Origin of the sequence: Pseudomonas sp. NPDC098740 (assembly GCF_044760065.1) — a bacterium.
In the GTDB taxonomy this organism is placed as follows: Bacteria; Pseudomonadota; Gammaproteobacteria; order Pseudomonadales; family Pseudomonadaceae; genus Aquipseudomonas; species Aquipseudomonas rossensis.
In genome coordinates this window covers 459,012-475,937 of the sequence record NZ_JBIWAM010000001.1, presented here as the reverse complement: position 1 = coordinate 475,937, position 16,926 = coordinate 459,012, and the positions used below count along the sequence as shown (strand labels likewise).

The following is a 16,926-nucleotide window of genomic DNA, read 5'->3' as shown; positions in this document are numbered from 1 at the left end:
CGGCGTCATACGCTGCCTTGGAGGCGGTTTTGAAGTGCTTTGGAGTGGCAGGTTATGCGCGGCAAGTTCGGTGTAAGACCGTCCGTCGACGAGGCTCGGAACTTTGGGTGTACGCCTGTGGGACGGACTGGCGTCCACAAGAATTGGTACTCGCTAGCCACCCGCTCTAAACAGCATGTAAGCGGCGACCACGACACAGATGCTGGCGAAGCCGATCTGCAAACCCCGGGCCGGTACTCTCGCGCAAAGTCTTCGGCCGATGATCATGCCGACGATGCTCGCGACGATAAACGCCGCGCCCAAACCGTCGATTCGCACCCCGGCCTGAAACGCGCCAATCACGCCGATGGCGGAAATCAGGCTGATCACCATCAACGACGTGGCGACGATTCCGCGCATCTGCACATCGGTCAGTTGCTTGAATGCCGGGACGATCAGGAAGCCGCCGCCCACCCCGAGCAGCCCGGAGACCACACCGGTCACCGCGCCCAGTGCTGCGAGGGTCGCGGTGCACTTGGCGGTCCAGGAAAAGCGCCCGGTCTGCTGATCGAGCATGCAGTTCTTCTGGCCCCAGTTGGCGTGCCCGTGGTCGCTTGGACCTTCGTCCTGGCGCTCACGACGCAGCATCCGCCAGGCCACCATGACCATCAGCAGGCTGAACAGGATCATCAGGATTTTTTCCGGCAACTGATGGGCGAAGTAGATGCCGACCGGCGAAAAAACCGCCCCCAGCAGGGCGATCAGCAAGGCTGCGCGATAACGCACCAGACCATGGCGCAACCCGTCAATGGCGCCGACAGCCGCCGCACTGCCCACCGCGAACAGCGCGACCGGCGCGGCCTGGGTCATGGTCAAACCCAGCCCCAACACCAACGCCGGCACCGCAAGAATCCCGCCACCGGCCCCGGTTAAACCGAGGACCAACCCCATCACCACGCCAAAGAAACTTGCCAGCAACATAAAACACTCGTGATTTGCAAAAAAAGCCGGGAGCGCCCGGTATCGATGACTGACAGGATAGAGGCCGCGCAGCTTTTTTCATTAATTGAATTGATACGGGCTGGTCAGCGTAGGGAAAATGAAACTACCCTCAAGCTTGTCCAGAAAGAAACGGCCACCATGCCCGCCTTGATTGAAGCTTTTTTAGACCCTGCCTCGTCGACCTTCAGCTACGTGATCTATGAAAACGATGGCGGCCAATGCGCAATCGTCGACCCGGTGCTCGACTACGACCCCGCCGCCGGGCGAACCGCCACCACCCAGGCCGACAAGATCATCGCCTTCGTTCGCCAACATCAGCTGCAGGTGCAATGGCTGCTGGAAACCCACGCCCATGCCGATCACCTGTCCGCCGCGCCTTATCTGCGTCGGGAACTGGGCGGGAAGATTGCGATTGGTCAGTCGATCAGCAAGGTTCAGGGCGTGTTCAAGACCCTGTTCAACCTTGAGCCGGAATTCTGTATCGATGGTTCGCAGTTCGATCACCTGTTCGCGCCAGATGAATCGTTCCGCATCGGCAATCTGAAAGCCACGGCGCTGCACGTGCCCGGCCACACGCCAGCGGACATGGCTTATCTGATCGACAGCGATGTGATTCTGGTGGGCGATACGCTATTCATGCCGGACGTGGGCACCGCGCGCTGCGACTTCCCCGGCGGTAACGCCAATCAGATGTTTGCTTCGATTCACAAGCTGCTGGCTTTCCCTGCCGGCGTTCGACTTTATGTCTGCCACGATTACCCGCCCGAGGATCGTGAACCGCAGTGCATGAGTACGGTGGGCGAGCAGCGCAAAAGCAACATTCATATCCATGACGGTATCGACGAAGCCGCGTTCGTCGCCATGCGCACCCAGCGCGATGCGGGGTTGGGCATGCCGACGCTGTTACTGCCGGCGATTCAGGTGAATGTGCGGGCGGGGAATTTGCCGCCGGCCGAGGTCAATGGCGTGACCTATCTGAAAATCCCCCTAAACAAACTTTAAGATCAAAAGATCGCAGCCTGCGGCAGCTCCTACATTGACCGGGTACGACCGTGATCTTGCGGATGGTCCAAACCCGGTAGGAGCTGGCGAAGCCTGCGATCTTTTGATCTTGCCGTCAGGCCAGGGTCAATCCGTTGGCCGGCAACGGCAGCGCCGTTTTATAGCGCACCTGCTTGAGCGCAAAGCTCGAACGGATGTTTGCGACGCCGGGGACTTTGGTGAGGAAGTCCATCATGAAGCGCTCCAGCGACTGAATGGTCGGCACCAGCACCCGAATCAAATAGTCCGGGTCGCCGGCCATCAAATAGCACTCCATCACTTCCGGGCGATCCGAGATCGCCTCCTCGAAATGCTGCAACGCCTCCTCCACCTGTTTTTCCAGGCTGACGTGAATGAACACGTTGACGTGCAGCCCCAGCAGCTCGGCATCCAGCAGGGTCACTTGCTCGCGAATCAGGCCCAATTCTTCCATCGCCTTGACCCGGTTGAAGCACGGGGTTGGCGACAGGTTGACCGAGCGTGCGAGGTCGGCGTTGGTGATGCGCGCGTTCTCCTGAAGGCTGTTCAAAATGCCGATATCGGTACGGTCCAGTTTGCGCATGAGACAAAACCACCTGTTTTTTATGTTTATGCAGATTTTTTATCCTCAAATGATCGCCAACGCAACGAAACAGAGAGAAATATTCTTCTTGGCCCGGCCTATGATTGTTGTAGGACAAGATTTCTTTCATCGAAGAATGACCGTCAGCTCACTACAAGAAATTCACAAGATCGAGCGTAGAAGCCATGAACCAAGCGTACGAACCGCTGCAACTGCACGTTCCCGAACCATCGGGCCGTCCTGGCTGCAAAACCGACTTCTCCTACCTGCGTTTGACCGACGCGGGCACGGTGCGCAAACCCCCAATCGACGTTGAACCGGCCGACACGGCTGATCTGGCCAAGGGCCTGATTCGCGTGCTCGATGACGAGGGCAATGCCCTCGGTCCTTGGGGCGAAGGCGTGCCGGTCGAGATCTTGCGTAAAGGCATGCGCGCCATGCTCAAGACGCGGATCTTCGACAACCGCATGGTCGTCGCCCAGCGTCAGAAAAAAATGTCGTTCTACATGCAGAGCCTTGGCGAAGAAGCCATCGGCAGCGCCCAGGCCCTGGCCTTGAACATCGACGACATGTGCTTCCCCACCTACCGTCAGCAAAGCATCCTGATGGCGCGCGAAGTGCCGCTGGTGGACCTGATCTGCCAGCTGCTGTCCAACGAGCGTGATCCGCTCAAGGGACGTCAGTTGCCAATCATGTATTCGGTCAAAGACTTCGGTTTCTTCACTATTTCCGGCAACCTCGCCACCCAGTTCGTACAGGGTGTGGGTTGGGGCATGGCCTCGGCGATCAAGGGCGACACCAAAATCGCCTCGGCCTGGATCGGCGACGGCGCTACCGCTGAATCCGACTTCCACACCGCCCTCACCTTCGCCCACGTTTACCGTGCACCAGTGATCCTCAACGTGGTCAACAACCAGTGGGCGATCTCCACGTTCCAGGCGATTGCCGGTGGTGAAGCGACTACCTTTGCCGGTCGTGGCGTCGGTTGCGGCATTGCCTCCCTGCGGGTCGATGGCAACGATTTCGTCGCGGTCTACGCCGCCTCTGCCTGGGCTGCTGAACGCGCCCGCCGCAACCTCGGCCCGACCATGATCGAATGGGTCACCTACCGCGCCGGTCCACACTCGACTTCTGATGATCCATCCAAATACCGTCCTGCCGACGACTGGAGCTACTTCCCGTTGGGCGACCCGATTGTGCGTCTGAAGCAGCACCTGGTGAAAATCGGTCAGTGGTCCGAAGAGGAACACGTCGCCGTCAGCGCCGAACTCGAAGCCGAAGTGATCGCCGCGCAGAAAGAAGCCGAGCAGTACGGCACCCTCGCCGGCGGCCAGATTCCGAGCGCCGCGACCATGTTCGAAGACGTCTACAAAGAGATGCCGGAGCACTTGAAGCGCCAGCGTCAAGAGTTGGGGATCTGACATGAACGATCACAACAACAAAATCGAGTTGGAAACCGCCATGACCACGACCACCATGACCATGATCCAGGCCCTGCGCTCGGCCATGGATGTGATGCTTGAGCGTGACGACAACGTCGTGGTGTTCGGCCAGGACGTCGGCTACTTCGGCGGCGTGTTCCGTTGCACCGAAGGCCTGCAGAGCAAGTACGGCACCTCCCGGGTGTTCGACGCACCGATCTCCGAAAGCGGCATCGTCGGCGTCGCCGTCGGTATGGGTGCTTATGGTCTGCGGCCGGTTGCCGAGATCCAGTTCGCCGATTACGTTTACCCGGCGTCGGACCAGATCATTTCCGAAGCCGCCCGCCTGCGTTATCGCTCGGCCGGCGAGTTCACCGCGCCGATGACCCTGCGCATGCCTTGCGGCGGCGGCATCTACGGCGGCCAGACGCACAGCCAGAGCATCGAAGCGATGTTCACCCAGGTCTGCGGTTTACGCACGGTCATGCCGTCCAACCCTTACGACGCCAAAGGCTTGTTGATCGCCTCCATCGAAAACGATGACCCGGTGATCTTCCTCGAGCCAAAACGCCTGTACAACGGCCCGTTCGACGGTCACCACGAACGCCCGGTTACCCCGTGGTCGAAACACCCGGCCGCGCAAGTGCCGGACGGTTACTACACCGTGCCGCTGGACGTGGCCGCCATCACCCGCCCGGGCAAGGACGTGACCATCCTGACTTACGGCACCACCGTTTACGTGTCGCAAGTGGCGGCTGAAGAAACCGGTATCGACGCTGAAGTCATCGACCTGCGCAGCCTGTGGCCGCTTGACCTGGACACCATCGTCAAGTCGGTGAAGAAAACCGGCCGCTGCGTGATCGTTCACGAAGCGACCCGCACCTGCGGTTTCGGCGCCGAACTGGTCGCCCTGGTGCAAGAGCACTGCTTCCACTACCTGGAAGCGCCTATCGAACGCGTCACCGGTTGGGACACTCCCTACCCGCACGCACAAGAGTGGGCGTATTTCCCTGGTCCGTCCCGAGTGGGCGCGGCTTTGCATCGGGTTATGGAGGTCTGAATGGGCACGCACGTTATTAAAATGCCGGACATTGGTGAAGGCATTGCAGAAGTTGAACTGTCGGTTTGGCACGTCAAAGTCGGCGACATGGTCGTCGAAGATCAGGTACTGGCTGATGTCATGACTGACAAGGCGATGGTCGACATTCCGTCACCGGTGAACGGCAAGGTGATCGCGCTGGGCGGTGTGCCCGGCGAAGTCATGGCGGTTGGCAGCATCCTGATCAGCATTGAAGTCGAAGGCGCGGGCAACGTTAAAGAGTCGGCTCAGCCTGCACCTGTTAAAGAAGCGCCGGTTGCGGCGCCGAAAGTTGCAGCCGCTGTTGAAAGCAAACCGGTCGCCGCTGCAGCGCCACGAGCTGCCGTATGCCAAGGCCCGATGGTTGCTCGCGAGGCTGATGAGCGTCCGCTGGCCTCCCCGGCCGTGCGCAAACATGCGCTGGACCTCGGCATTCAATTGCGTCTGGTGCGTGGCACCGGCCCTGCCGGTCGGGTGCTGCACGAAGACCTCGACGCCTATTTGGCCCAGGGTCAGCAGCCGCAATCCACCGCTGCCGCCGCTTACGCCCAGCGTAATGACGAAGAACAAATCCCGGTCATCGGCATGCGCCGCAAGATCGCCCAGCGTATGCAGGACGCCACTCAGCGCGCCGCTCACTTCAGTTACGTCGAGGAAATCGACGTCACCGCCGTGGAAGAACTGCGCGCTCATCTGAACGAAAAACACGGCGCGACCCGCGGCAAGCTGACCTTGTTGCCGTTCCTGGTCCGCGCATTGGTCGTTGCCCTGCGCGACTTCCCGCAGATCAACGCCCGTTACGACGACGAAGCCCAGGTCATCACCCGCCTCGGCGCCGTGCACGTGGGCATCGCCACCCAAGCCGACATCGGTTTGATGGTGCCGGTAGTCCGTCACGCCGAAACCCGCAGCCTGTGGGACAGCGCTCAGGAAATTTCTCGCCTCGCTACCGCTGCCCGTAATGGCAAGGCCAGCCGCGATGAGCTGTCCGGCTCGACCATCACCCTGACCAGCCTCGGCGCCTTGGGCGGTATCGTCAGCACCCCGGTGCTGAACCTGCCGGAAGTGGCGATCGTGGGCGTCAACAAAATCGTCGAACGCCCGATGGTCGTCAAAGGCCAGATCGTGATTCGCAAGATGATGAACCTCTCCAGCTCCTTCGATCACCGCGTGGTCGATGGCATGGACGCGGCGCAATTCATCCAGGCCATTCGTGGCTTGCTCGAACAACCCGCCACCCTGTTTGTGGACTGATTATGAGTGGAGCAGGCATGCAAACTTTAAACACCACGCTGCTGATCATCGGCGGCGGCCCTGGCGGTTATGTGACGGCGATTCGTGCCGGTCAGCTGGGGATCTCGACCATTCTGGTTGAAGGCGAATCACTGGGCGGCACTTGCCTGAACATCGGCTGCATTCCGTCCAAGGCGTTGATCCACGTCGCCGAACAGTTTCACCAGACGCAGCATCACAGCCAGCATTCGGCGTTGGGCATCAGCGTGTCGGCGCCGACGCTCGATATCAGCAAGAGTGTCGAGTGGAAGGACGGCATCGTTGATCGCCTGACCACCGGCGTGTCGGCATTGCTGAAAAAGAACAAAGTCCAGGTCATTCAAGGCTGGGCCAAAGTCGTTGACGGCAAGACCGTGGACGTCGGCGACACGCGCATTCAGTGCGAGCACCTGGTGCTGGCCACCGGTTCGAAAAGCGTGAACCTGCCGATGCTGCCGATTGGCGGGCCGATCATCTCCTCCACCGAAGCCCTGGCGCCGACGTCCGTGCCGAAACGGCTGATCGTGGTCGGTGGCGGTTACATCGGTCTGGAGCTGGGGATTGCCTATCGCAAGCTCGGTGCCGAGGTCAGCGTGGTCGAGGCCCAGGATCGCATCCTGCCGGCCTACGACGCCGAACTGACGCAGCCTGTGCATGACGAACTGAAGAAGCTCGGTATAAAGCTTTACTTGAAGCACAGCGTCCAAGGCTTTGATTCTGCTAGCAACACACTGCAAGTGCTTGATCCGAATGGTGACACCCTGAACCTGGAAACCGATCAGGTGCTGGTGGCCGTCGGCCGCAAACCGAACACCCAGGGTTGGAACCTCGAAGGTTTGAACCTGGACATGAACGGCTCGGCGATCAAGATCGACAACCGCTGCCAGACCAGCATGCGCAACGTGTATGCCATCGGCGACCTGAGCGGCGAACCGATGCTGGCCCACCGGGCCATGGCTCAGGGCGAGATGGTTGCCGAACTGATCAGCGGTAAATCCCGCGAGTTCAACCCGACCGCCATCGCCGCCGTGTGCTTTACCGACCCGGAACTGGTGGTGGTCGGCAGGACACCGGACGACGTCAAGGCGGCGGGTCTGGACTGCATCGTTTCCAGTTTCCCGTTTGCGGCCAATGGTCGAGCGATGACGTTGGAATCGAAAAGCGGCTTCGTGCGGGTCGTGGCGCGGCGTGACAATCATGTGATTGTCGGTTGGCAAGCAGTCGGTGTGGGCGTGTCGGAATTGTCGACGGCGTTCGGTCAGAGCCTGGAAATGGGCGCCCGGCTGGAAGACATTGCCGGCACCATCCACGCGCATCCGACCTTGGGCGAAGCTGTGCAGGAAGCGGCGTTGCGGGCCCTTGGTCATGCGCTGCACCTCTAAAACCAGACGCAAACCCTTGTAGCAGCTGACGAGCAACGCGAGGCAGCGTTCGGCGACGAAGTCGTCGCAAAACCTGCCACCGCGTGCTTTCAGGCGTAGCGAGTCAGCCGGAATACGACGGCTTCGCCGCCGAACGCTGCCTCGCGGTGCTCGACAGCTGCTACATCGGGTGCATCGGGTGCATCGATGGTCGCAGAGATTGAATTCCGGCTGCGAAATCGCCGCGGAATGAAGTATTGTTGTCCCCATCCAGAAAAACGTCAGAAGCCTTGAACCGTTTCGGCGGTTGTTAAGTGATAGAGGGTGTCATGGGTAACGAAAGCATCAATTGGGACAAGTTGGGTTTTGACTACATCAAGACAGACAAGCGCTATCTGTCGCACTGGCGTAATGGCGAGTGGGACAAAGGCACCCTGACCGAAGACAATGTGCTGCACATCAGCGAAGGTTCCACTGCCCTTCACTATGGCCAGCAATGCTTCGAAGGGCTGAAGGCCTATCGTTGCAAGGACGGTTCGATCAACCTGTTCCGCCCGGACCAGAACGCCGCACGCATGCAACGCAGCTGCGCGCGCCTGCTGATGCCACAGGTGTCCACCGAACAGTTCGTCGAAGCCTGCAAGAAAGTGGTCCGCGCCAACGAGCGTTTCATCCCGCCTTACGGCACCGGCGGCGCGCTGTACCTGCGTCCGTTCGTGATTGGCGTGGGTGACAACATCGGTGTGCGTACCGCCCCCGAGTTCATCTTCTCGATCTTCGCCATCCCGGTCGGCGCTTACTTCAAGGGCGGCCTGACCCCGCACAACTTCCTGATCTCCAGCTACGACCGCGCCGCCCCACAAGGCACCGGTGCAGCCAAAGTCGGTGGTAACTACGCGGCCAGCCTGATGCCAGGTTCCCAGGCCAAGAAAGCCCACTTCGCCGACTGCATCTACCTGGACCCGATGACCCACACGAAAATCGAAGAAGTCGGCTCGGCCAACTTCTTCGGGATCACCCACGACAACAAGTTCGTGACCCCGAACTCGCCGTCGGTCCTGCCGGGCATCACCCGTCTGTCGTTGATCGAGCTGGCAAAATCGCGTCTGGGCCTGGAAGTGGTCGAAGGCGACGTGTTCATCGACAAGCTGTCCGACTTCAAGGAAGCCGGTGCTTGCGGTACTGCCGCGGTGATCACACCGATCGGCGGCATCAGCTACAACGACAAACTGCACGTGTTCCACAGCGAAACCGAAGTCGGCCCGGTCACCCAGAAGCTCTACAAAGAGCTGACAGGTGTACAGACCGGCGACATCGAAGCGCCAGCGGGTTGGATCGTCAAGGTTTGATCCAGCGCTTCAGGCACTAAAAAAGCCCACCCCTCGCGAATGCGTCGGGTGGGCTTTTTGTTGGCCGGTCGTTTTTCAGCGCCGGTCACTTGCAGGCGAATCACCTTGCGATCAACCGCCCCTCCTGACCAGCATCCACTTCGATCCGGGCAAACAACCACTCCACAAACACCTGTGTCTGCACCGTGACGTCCGGCGCAACACCGTAGTAATAACGCGGCAACGGCATTCGCAATTCGGGCAACGGGCAGATCAGGCGACCGCTCGAGAGGTGGGTGCCCAGCAAAGAGGTCGGGCACAAGGCAATGCCCTGTCCTTCCACGGCGGCCTCAAGCACGAGGTGCATGTGATCAAACTGCCGGGAGACCTGAGTGGCTGACTGGGTTTGACCAAAATGCAGGGCCCAGTTGTGCCAATCTTCGCGACGCGCCTTGGCGGTCAGTAACGTGTGCCGGCTCAGGGACGCGAGGTCTTCAAGGGCCAGGCGCTCGATCAGCGAGGGTGCCGCGACCAGCAACAGTTCGTCTTCGAAGAGGGCTCGCGCCTCAATTGCCGGTGCCCAGTCGTCACGACCACGGCGAATGACAATGTCGAACCCGTCGCGTGCATGATCGGGTGCCTGGGTTTGGGTAATCACTTGCGGTTTGATGTCCGGGTGCTGCGCAATGAAATCCGCCAGCCTGGGCGTTAGCCAAAGCATGGCAAAGGACGGACGGACATTGATCTTCACGGTCGGCAGCGAGGCATGTTGCTTAAGCGCAGCAGCGGCGTTGGCGATCTGCGCCAGCCCGGCACTGACCTGCTCATAAAAACGCTGACCGGCCGGCGTCAGCACCGATTGACGGATACGCCGTTCGAACAGCAGCACACCCAGGTGCTCCTCAAGCAATTTGATGTGCCGGCTGACGGCACTGTGACTGACATGCAGCTCTTCGGCCGCCAGGCTGAAACTCTGATGACGAGCAGCAACAGCGAAGGCGCGAACAGCATTAAGCGGCGGTAGTGGATTCATCATGCGTCTAATTTAGTCACCTATGCGCCGCAATTAAAGCGTTTGTCACGCCCACGTCGTCACGCCAATCTGCCCGCATGCAGCCAGCGCCACCTGACGGAGCAAGACATGAACAGCTACGGACTCTTTCTACTGTTTGCCACCCTGACCATTTTGAGTCCAGGGCCTGGCGTGGTCCTGACCCTGTCCAACGCGGTGCGCCACGGCTGGACGGGGGCCGTGCCGGGCATTCTGGGGATCGCGTCGGGAGCGTTTATCGTCGCCGCCATCAGCGCCACCAGTGTCGGCCTGATTCTCAGCACCTCCGCCAACGCCTTTACCGCATTGAAATACGCAGGGGCTGCCTATTTGTTGTACCTGGGTTACAAAAGCTGGCGCTCGGCTGGTTTCAGCACGCGGCTTGAAACGCGCCCCTCAAGCCCAGGCTATCGCTTTCTTGAAGCGGCTTCCATCCAGTTTTTGAACCCCAAGGCAGTGTTTTTCTTTCTGGCGGTGTTCCCGCAATTCATCGACACCTCGGCGCACTTCTCCACCCAGTTTTTCAAGCTGGTCGCCTCCTACGGCGTACTGGTGATTCTGGTGCATGGCAGCTATGCGTTGCTCGCCAATGCTGCCAAAGGCTGGTTGTCGAGCCCGAAGGGTTCCTGGCTGGCGGCGAAAGTCTCGGGCGTGACCTTCGCCGGTTTCGGCGTGCTGATGGCCTCGGCCAGTCGCTAAGGCGCAGAACTGGCGACCACTCGGCGTCTGATCTCGGTGGAAGCGGGTTGTGTTGTCGATACCTGAACCGGCAGTTCAACGGCAAACCGGCTGCTGAGTTCCTTTCGCCCCGTCGCCGTCAACGCCAGCGCGCGGCTGTCCAGGTCCTGAGTCACCCATTTGCGCTTGATCGCCGTTTGCAACAACGCCGCCCCCAACGAACCGCCCAGATGCGGCCGACGCATGCTCCAGTCCAGACATGGGCAGGCGAAGCGGCGACGCAGCGTGCTCAAGTCCTTGACCTCGATACCCAACCCTTCAAACAACACCTCCCCGCTGTCGCTCAGTTGATAGACCTGTTCATCGGTTTCCAGCAGCCACCCCGCTTCGATCATCCGGTCATGCAGCAGCACCGCCAACGTGCCGGCCATGTGGTCGTAGCAAGTGCGGGCGAATTGCAGGCGATCCGGGGTGCGCGGGTTGAAGGTGGGTGCGGCGTTCTGGCCGATCACCATTAACGCCTCCAACGCCTGGGCGATACGCTTGTCTGTCAGGCTGTAATAGCGATGGCGGCCCTGCACATGCAAACGCACCAGCGCCAGTTCCTTGAGTTTGGCCAGGTGCGCGCTGGCGGTGGAGGCGCTGACCTCGGCAATCGCTGCCAGCTCGGTGCTGGTGCGGGCGTGGCCGTCCATCAGCGAACAGAGGATCTTCGTCCGGGCCGGTTCCGCGATGGCCGCGGCGACTTGAGAAATGCCGATGTCGTGTTGTTCTACGTTCATATTTCGTTCCCGGACGAATCAAGGCCCTTTCGGACTGGAGATAGTAGCAACACTTTTCCAACCACGAACAAGGCTGCGACCCATGGACCCGATCATCGCTGCGACTCATGCCGATCCTGATCCCTATTACGCGCAACTGCGCGCGGAGGGCGGGCTGGTTTTTCACCAAGGACTGAAAGTGTGGGTGGCGAGTAGCGCCCGAGCCGTTGCGGCCGTGCTGGCGCATCCTGACTGTCATGTCCGGCCGTCCCACGAACCGGTGCCCAAGGCGATTGTTGGCGGGATGGCCGGCAAGGTCTTTGGTCAGTTGATGCGGATGAATGAGGGCGAACGACAGCGTTGCCCGAGGTCGGCGATTAAACCGGGGTTGGCGTTGATTGATGTCGCTGAAGTCAATGCGCTGGTCGGTGCGCGTCTGATCACTCCCGGCGCCGATGGGTTGTACAAGGCGATGTTCCGCGGGCCGGTTTGCGTGGTGGCTGCATTGCTGGGGTTCTCTGCGGCTCAGGGCCGGGCTATCAGCGAGCTGACCGGGGACTTCGTCACGTGCCTGTCGCCCCTTGGCGATCAGGCGCAATGGGATGCAGCGCACATTGCGGCGGAACACTTGAGCGGCTATTTCGTTGAGCTGCTGGATGACCCTAGCAATCAGAGCGCCCTGCTCGCCGGGATCCGCGAGCGCTTCGCGGCAACCTCTAGCGACTCTGAAATGTTGATCGCCAACCTGATCGGGTTGTTTTCCCAGACCTATGAAGCCACCGCCGGGCTGATCGGCAATGCGCTGTTGGCGTTGATTCAAAACCCGTCGTTGCACAGCGAATCGACACCCGTTGAAGACTTGATCGCTGAAGTTCAGCGCTTCGACCCATCGGTGCAGAACACCCGCCGGTTTGTCGCTGCACCTTGTGAAATCGAGGGGGTGAGCCTGAACCCCGGCGACGTGATTCTGGTGCTGCTGGCTTCGGCTAATCGTGATCCGCTGCTCAATGACCATCCCGACGTCTTTCTTCTTGATCGTCCAGACCGGCGTAGCTTCACCTTTGGTGCGGGACGGCATCAATGTCCGGGGCAGTTGTTGGCGTTGAGTATTGCCAGCGCCACGTTGAGGGAGATTCTGGCAATGAAACCCGCGCTAGACCAATTGGAATGGCACTACCGCCGTTCCCTCAACGGCCGCATTCCGCTCTTCAGCGACCGCGTCATCGTTCATCGCGAGCAAGCTCGCTCCCACAGTTGATGGGTGTCGCACACAGTATTCGTGATCGACAAGAATCCCCTGTGGAAGCGAGCTTGCTCCGGGCGGCGATCCGACGAAGGCGGCCTGACAAACGATGCTTCATTTCCTACGTGCCCAGCAGGCTACATCCAAATCAATCAACCCGACCAACACGCTCCGCATCCGGCCAGAACAGTGCCACCTGCCCCCGATGCTCACCGTGCTGATCGATCAGCGTCCAGACTTTGCCTTCGTGAATCATGAAGGCATTGCCATCCCGATCCACCCGATAACCGCTGTAGCCGTGAGCAATCCCGTTGGCCGTGACCTGCTCCAGCAACGTCTGGCGCATGGCTCGGTCCAGTGGCGAAGCGCTGAACCGTGACGGCATGCCGAGGAATTGCGAGCGAGGGTATTTGAAACAGGCCAGCGTCTGTTCATTGGCGTAGAAGAAGCAAGGATCGGCTTCAGTGCCGTGGGCCAGCAGGCTGTAAGGCGCGTGCGCGTGCAACCAGTGCAAGCGCTCAGGTCCGCTCAGCGACTCAGGGGCTGGCAGGCTTTGGCCGGTCCAGCGCCGGTAAGCTTCGTCCAGCAGTTGAACCGCAGCTACATATTCGTTGATTGACGACACGCGCCCTCCCACGCAAAGGCGTTGGTTTTTGATGCGCCGTAGCCTATCGAAACCCTGCTGAAAAATTCGCATCCGCAACGGTCACGCCAGTCGCTGCGCAACAAAATCGATAAAGGCTTTCATTTTGGGCAGTGATTTACGCGAGCGCGGATACACCATCTGTACCGGCTTGGTCGGTGGAGTATAGGCGTCCAGGATCCGCACGAGTTCGCCGTTGGCCAGCGTGGCCGACACCAGAGGACCGACCAATGACACACCAAGGGTCATCGGTGCGGTGATTCGCAACAGGCCACTGGGCTCCGGGCTCGACGCCTCCACCCGGCTGAACGCGTACTTCACCTGCTCCAGTGCCCGCTTGGCTTCTTCATAAAACAACCGCCCTTCCCCGATGATGGATTGCCGCCGGGTGGTGCGTTGAATCAGCTGGGTGTTGAGGGTTTTCTCCAGGCTCTGGATATGCCGTCCAACCATGACCGCCGACATCCCGATGTCACTGGCCGCATCGGCGAAGCTGCCCGCCTCGACCACGGCGACGAAAACTTCCCTTTGCCTGAGTTTGCTCATGACCATGCCTTGTGAAGGGAGGAAACGGAACGCTTGATTAAGTACATCAGGTTAAAGGTGTAATAACCGGCAATGCGTTTATCACGAAGGGCGTTCTCCATAGAGTCACATTATAAATGTGAACAACGAGGCTCCATTGATGCAAACCCTACTGGACACGTCACTGAGTTCTTTTGCGCGGGCAGAGCTCCTGCAAGGCCCCACGCCCATTCAGCACGCCGAACGCCTCGAACAACTGCTGGGCTTGAAGCCGCAGGGAATCGGCCTGTTTCTCAAGCGCGACGATCATATGCTGATTGGCGGTGGCGGTAACAAACTGCGCAAACTCGAATTCCATATCGGCGTAGGCCTGGCGGCCGGAGTCGACAAGGTGATCACCGTGGGAGGCATTCAGTCCAATCATGCGCGCCTGACCGCCGCGGTGTGTGCGCGCCTGGGCCTTGCCTGCGAACTGATCCTGACCCGCGTGGTACCCAAAACCGATGTAGATTACGAACTCAACGGCAACGTCCTGCTCGACCAGCTGTTCGGCGCGCACATACAAGTGCTTGCCGGCGGTAGCGACTCACTCGCCGAGGCCGAGAAACGGGCCGCGCAACTTCGGGATTCGGGGCGCAACGTGCTGGTGATTCCCACCGGTGGCTCAACGCCTTTGGGCAGTCTCGGTTATGCGCGCTGTGCGGCGGAGATCGCGCAGCAGGAGTCGGAACTCGACCTCACCTTCAATCAAGTCGTGGTGCCCAACGGCAGCGCCGGCACCCACGCCGGGCTCGCGGCCGGCTTCCAGTTGCTGGGCCGAGGCACCTCGATCGTAAAATCCTATTCGGTTTTGTCCGATCGAGACACGTCAGCGGCCAGAACCCGGCAATTGACCCAGGACGCATTGGCGCTGTTGGGCTGCAGCGCCGTCGTTCAGGCTGAAGAAATTGCCATTGACGGCAGTCAGTTGGGCGACGGTTACGGTCTGCCGACACCAGCCATGCAGGAAGCGGTGCGCCTGATGGCTCGCGCCGAAGGCCTGTTGATCGACCCGGTGTACTCCGGCAAAGCGTTCGCTGGACTGTTGGCCGATCTCAGGCAAGGACGCGTCCGTTCCGGGGACAATGTGCTGTTCGTGATGACTGGTGGAACACCGGGCCTTTATGCCTACCGGGAAACCTTTCAGTCTTAGCGATCAATCATCGCGGGGCAGTACTTCCAGTAACTCATAGAGTTTCAGACCCGTCCTACATCTATCAAATGTCCTTTGATATAGCGTCCGCATCGTTTTCAAAAGATGAAACAAGGACGCTCATGGCTCGCAAAACAGGCATACCCAGGATTCAAAACCCACCGTCAGGCGACGGGCACCACGTCACCAGCCGCTACATGAACGCCACCGAACTGGCAGAGCGGGACGCCAGACAAAAAAAATATGACGACATGTTGGCCCGACAACAGGCATATGAAGACCGTTTCGTCAGACAACCTCAACAACAGGACCCTCCCGGCTACAGCGGGTGCGTGTTCGCCAAAAGCTGCAACCTCCCGGACGGCGTAATCAATCACGACAACCCAGCCGGGTTTGTCCCTACCGAGAAACTGGCCGATTACGGAAAATTCTCGCTGCTGGGTGGTCGCGAAAGGGATGCAGCGGGAAACATCCCTCTCAAAAAAATCAGTGGTAACGCGTTACCTGCTGCATTGGGAACGCTTCTCTTAGGTCGGGTTGGTGCTGCTGGCACCGGCACAAGTGCTGTTGGTGGTGCAGGCGTAGTAACGGGAGGTGTTGCTGCAGGCGCATTGGCTGGATTGGTTGCACTACTCTGGCCGTCGAATCTGGGGGACAGTTCCCTGTATACCGAAGAACAGCTCAAGTCGATCAAGGAAGGCCGTACACGTGTCCGATTGCATGTCGAACAACAGGCCGATGGCACCTTGAAGGGATACGGATACAACACCCAGAAGCGCAGCGATTGGGAAATGATTCCTGTAGTGCAGTTCGTAGTTCAAGGTACTCAGCAAGTGGCTGACTTCGGCAATGGGACAACGTTGATATGGACGCCAGCCGTTGACCCGTCCCGCACTTCGGGAATCCCACCGCTAGAAGGTGCCCCACAAGCCCCGCACATCTGGATTTATCCGCCTACCGACCAGGCAGATAACATCATCGTCAACCCGATTTACCCGCCTGAGTACAAGGACTTCATCCTTGTTTTCCCGGCTGATTCCGGTATCAAGCCTCTTTACGTTGTCTTTTCCCTGCGATTCGATGCTGCCAGGTACCATGGAAAGACGGATACACCAGTTAAAAGTAAGGGTCCCGAGAATGGCCAGGAAGCATTGGATAATTCGGTACAGGTAAAACCTACATCGGAACGCAGGATTGGTATTGACCCCAAAACCAACGAGTTTGTCGTCTTTGATCATACGGGAGGGGACGACTACCACGGACATGTCAGAGCATGGAACAAACTCCATCAAGATATGAAAAATGTATTGATCAAGGCAAAAAAAGCCGACACCAAGGGAAACATCCTGGGAGCTAAACAGTGAGTCTTATCTACCACGATCCGTCGATTAGCCATGACGAAGCAATCAATCTCTTTGATAGCGGCTTAGAAAGGAACATTGTCACCGCGCTGATTTCCATCGGATTAAATGAGCAAGACAGTGCCTGGGCTCAGACCATTTGCCTGAAACATCTCGAGAGTGGTACTCAGTCGGTGGCTGCGGCAGCAATCACCGCACTCGGCCATGTAGCCCGCAGATTCGGTGAGCTTGAAATGCAAGCCGTGATGCCCGCCCTTGATTCCGTAAAAGGAAAATTTCCTGCACTTGAAGCCACAGTTGCTGACACGCTCGACGATATTGAAATGTTCACCTGACTCGCTAAATCAAAACCAGAAATCACCCTCCCAACAAATAAAAACCCCACCATTTCTTCTAACAGAGATGGCGGGGTTCGCCATTTCAGCCCA

Annotated in this window: 17 protein-coding genes; 11 read left to right on the top strand and 6 right to left on the bottom strand. The window is 59.3% G+C overall.

The features are described 5' to 3' along the window. Nucleotides 1-153: 153 nt before the first annotated feature. On the bottom strand, nt 154-960 hold the full coding sequence (locus ACIQU2_RS02370) for a sulfite exporter TauE/SafE family protein (RefSeq protein ID WP_347805154.1): 807 nt from the start codon (nt 958-960) through the stop codon (nt 154-156). 159 nt (nt 961-1,119) lie between these two features. Here ACIQU2_RS02370 and ACIQU2_RS02365 point away from each other — a divergent pair, with 159 nt between their 5' ends. Then, nucleotides 1,120-1,983: an MBL fold metallo-hydrolase gene (locus tag ACIQU2_RS02365; RefSeq protein ID WP_403138206.1), complete on the top strand. Its 864-nt coding sequence runs from the start codon at nt 1,120-1,122 to the stop codon at nt 1,981-1,983. A 115-nt stretch (nt 1,984-2,098) separates the two neighbouring features. Here ACIQU2_RS02365 and bkdR read toward each other — a convergent pair whose 3' ends face one another. Next, nucleotides 2,099-2,584, bottom strand: a complete 486-nt coding sequence (bkdR, locus tag ACIQU2_RS02360; RefSeq protein WP_046048920.1) for a Bkd operon transcriptional regulator BkdR — start codon at nt 2,582-2,584, stop codon at nt 2,099-2,101. A 185-nt stretch (nt 2,585-2,769) separates the two neighbouring features. Between bkdR and ACIQU2_RS02355 the strand changes: the two genes are divergently transcribed. The 5 genes from ACIQU2_RS02355 to ACIQU2_RS02335 all read left to right on the top strand — a co-directional run bounded on the left by ACIQU2_RS02355 (nt 2,770) and on the right by ACIQU2_RS02335 (nt 9,065). After that, nucleotides 2,770-4,005 carry a 3-methyl-2-oxobutanoate dehydrogenase (2-methylpropanoyl-transferring) subunit alpha gene (locus ACIQU2_RS02355; protein ID WP_347805152.1) on the top strand — a complete coding sequence of 412 codons (1,236 nt, stop codon included), beginning with the start codon at nt 2,770-2,772 and terminating at the stop codon, nt 4,003-4,005. A 1-nt stretch (nt 4,006) separates the two neighbouring features. Continuing rightward, nucleotides 4,007-5,065, top strand: coding sequence for an alpha-ketoacid dehydrogenase subunit beta (locus tag ACIQU2_RS02350; RefSeq protein WP_347805151.1), 1,059 nt, complete (start codon nt 4,007-4,009; stop codon nt 5,063-5,065). After that, on the top strand, nt 5,066-6,337 hold the full coding sequence (locus tag ACIQU2_RS02345) for a dihydrolipoamide acetyltransferase family protein (protein ID WP_403138202.1): 1,272 nt from the start codon (nt 5,066-5,068) through the stop codon (nt 6,335-6,337). Nucleotides 6,338-6,354: 17 nt separating this feature from the next. Continuing rightward, nucleotides 6,355-7,737, top strand: a complete 1,383-nt coding sequence (gene lpdA / locus ACIQU2_RS02340; protein WP_403138198.1) for a dihydrolipoyl dehydrogenase — start codon at nt 6,355-6,357, stop codon at nt 7,735-7,737. Between the two features lie 308 nt (nt 7,738-8,045). Then, entirely contained in the window at nt 8,046-9,065 is a 1,020-nt protein-coding gene (locus ACIQU2_RS02335) for a branched-chain amino acid aminotransferase (RefSeq protein ID WP_403138195.1), read from the top strand. A 100-nt stretch (nt 9,066-9,165) separates the two neighbouring features. On the opposite strand, the gene ACIQU2_RS02330 is transcribed toward ACIQU2_RS02335, so the two are convergent. Beyond that, entirely contained in the window at nt 9,166-10,080 is a 915-nt protein-coding gene (locus ACIQU2_RS02330; protein WP_403138193.1) for a LysR substrate-binding domain-containing protein, read from the bottom strand. 105 nt (nt 10,081-10,185) lie between these two features. Here ACIQU2_RS02330 and ACIQU2_RS02325 point away from each other — a divergent pair, with 105 nt between their 5' ends. Then, nucleotides 10,186-10,794, top strand: a complete 609-nt coding sequence (locus ACIQU2_RS02325; protein WP_347805147.1) for a LysE family translocator — start codon at nt 10,186-10,188, stop codon at nt 10,792-10,794. On the opposite strand, the gene ACIQU2_RS02320 is transcribed toward ACIQU2_RS02325, so the two are convergent. Further along, nucleotides 10,791-11,555: an ArsR/SmtB family transcription factor gene (locus tag ACIQU2_RS02320; RefSeq protein WP_403138191.1), complete on the bottom strand. Its 765-nt coding sequence runs from the start codon at nt 11,553-11,555 to the stop codon at nt 10,791-10,793. The two genes, ACIQU2_RS02325 and ACIQU2_RS02320, sit on opposite strands and share 4 nt — an antisense overlap. Before the next feature lie 82 nt (nt 11,556-11,637). Here ACIQU2_RS02320 and ACIQU2_RS02315 point away from each other — a divergent pair, with 82 nt between their 5' ends. Further along, entirely contained in the window at nt 11,638-12,792 is a 1,155-nt protein-coding gene (locus ACIQU2_RS02315) for a cytochrome P450 (RefSeq protein WP_403138189.1), read from the top strand. Nucleotides 12,793-12,925: 133 nt separating this feature from the next. Here the strand turns inward: ACIQU2_RS02315 and ACIQU2_RS02310 are convergent, their stop codons facing one another. Together ACIQU2_RS02310 and ACIQU2_RS02305 are read right to left on the bottom strand one after the other, a co-directional pair. Continuing rightward, the gene (locus ACIQU2_RS02310) at nt 12,926-13,402 is read right to left on the bottom strand and encodes an MEKHLA domain-containing protein (RefSeq protein ID WP_403138186.1); all 477 of its coding nucleotides are present in this window, start codon (nt 13,400-13,402) and stop codon (nt 12,926-12,928) included. An 81-nt stretch (nt 13,403-13,483) separates the two neighbouring features. Further along, a complete protein-coding gene (locus tag ACIQU2_RS02305) occupies nt 13,484-13,966 on the bottom strand; it encodes a LysR family transcriptional regulator (protein ID WP_347805143.1) in 483 nt (160 codons plus the stop codon). A gap of 139 nt (nt 13,967-14,105) precedes the next feature. Here ACIQU2_RS02305 and ACIQU2_RS02300 point away from each other — a divergent pair, with 139 nt between their 5' ends. The 3 genes from ACIQU2_RS02300 to ACIQU2_RS02290 all read left to right on the top strand — a co-directional run bounded on the left by ACIQU2_RS02300 (nt 14,106) and on the right by ACIQU2_RS02290 (nt 16,833). Beyond that, nucleotides 14,106-15,137 carry a D-cysteine desulfhydrase family protein gene (locus tag ACIQU2_RS02300; protein ID WP_403138182.1) on the top strand — a complete coding sequence of 344 codons (1,032 nt, stop codon included), beginning with the start codon at nt 14,106-14,108 and terminating at the stop codon, nt 15,135-15,137. Between the two features lie 122 nt (nt 15,138-15,259). Then, nucleotides 15,260-16,501: an S-type pyocin domain-containing protein gene (locus ACIQU2_RS02295; protein WP_403138180.1), complete on the top strand. Its 1,242-nt coding sequence runs from the start codon at nt 15,260-15,262 to the stop codon at nt 16,499-16,501. Beyond that, the gene (locus ACIQU2_RS02290) at nt 16,498-16,833 is read left to right on the top strand and encodes a hypothetical protein (RefSeq protein WP_347805142.1); all 336 of its coding nucleotides are present in this window, start codon (nt 16,498-16,500) and stop codon (nt 16,831-16,833) included. The genes ACIQU2_RS02295 and ACIQU2_RS02290 overlap by 4 nt, the downstream gene beginning before the upstream one ends. The last annotated feature ends 93 nt before the right edge of the window (nt 16,834-16,926 follow it).